At 45.2% G+C, this 925-nt stretch carries 1 protein-coding gene; it reads right to left on the reverse strand.

Features of this window, described 5'->3' with window-relative positions; translation table 11 throughout:
• Positions 1-779 (reverse strand): helix-turn-helix domain-containing protein (locus DW720_RS09660; RefSeq protein ID WP_147355509.1); only part of this gene is annotated, 779 nt, incomplete at its 3' end.
• Between the last annotated feature and the right edge of the window lie 146 nt (positions 780-925).

Consider the following 925-nt stretch of genomic DNA (forward strand, 5'->3'; position numbering starts at 1 on the left):
GTTCCCATTTTCTTTGATTTTTTGAGAATCCGAATCAGCCAGCGAAATTCTTCGTCTGACAGATTTTTATAGTTGATACCGAGCTGCTTGCAGTAAAGGACAACCAGCTTTTCATCCCGGCTGCCCTTGAAATTTTCGACTGCTTCGAGATTTTCTTTCAATTCATCGGCAACGGTGGTCTGGGGCGCACTCTCACTGTCCTTTTTGTGGGCTTCCCGAATATCCCGGATAATCAGGTTGAGGTCATCCAGAACCATGTGACTGAAATACTCATCATCACTGATATGGGCGGCTTGCAGCACTTTCAAATGCGGGTCATCTTCGCCTGGGCGATACCGTTCAATGATTTCATGCCGGACGGTATCGACAAGTGCATTGAGGTTTTGAATCTGCATGGTAGCAATCCCGTCCACATAAATCTCAATGTCTGCAAGAAACTTGATAAAATCCTTATGTGTAGCAAGCTCACAGAGCAGACGGTTGTTAATCCGACCGCTTTTCAGCAGTGCCACCATCTCATCATTCAAATGCAGCTCCGTCAATGGTGTGTTGATCTGCTCCCTGTTCTCTGTCCGGCACAGTAGATAATCAACAGAGACCCCATAGAAGTCTGCCAGCGTGATAAGGTTGCCATGATTGATTTCCTTAAAATCCTCTTTTTCATAACTTCCAAGAGCTGATTTGGAAATGCCTGTCAGCTTTGATAGTTCTTCCAGATTTAAGCCTTTGTCCTTGCGGAGTTCCCAAAGGCGTTCCTGTATGCTTGTTGCTCCTTTCATGGGCGCACGCTCCTTTCCAATGGTTTCATTGCTGCCGCTTATCTGGATTATATCACACTTTCCGCAATCGTGGAAATTTCTGATTTTTACCCCTAATTCCTACTTTGTGGACATACGGCACAGGGCACAAAAATGTTCTATGATAC

The organism is Clostridium sp. AM27-28 (genome assembly GCF_003480955.1).
GTDB classification, from domain to species: Bacteria; Bacillota; Clostridia; order Lachnospirales; family Lachnospiraceae; genus Otoolea; species Otoolea fessa.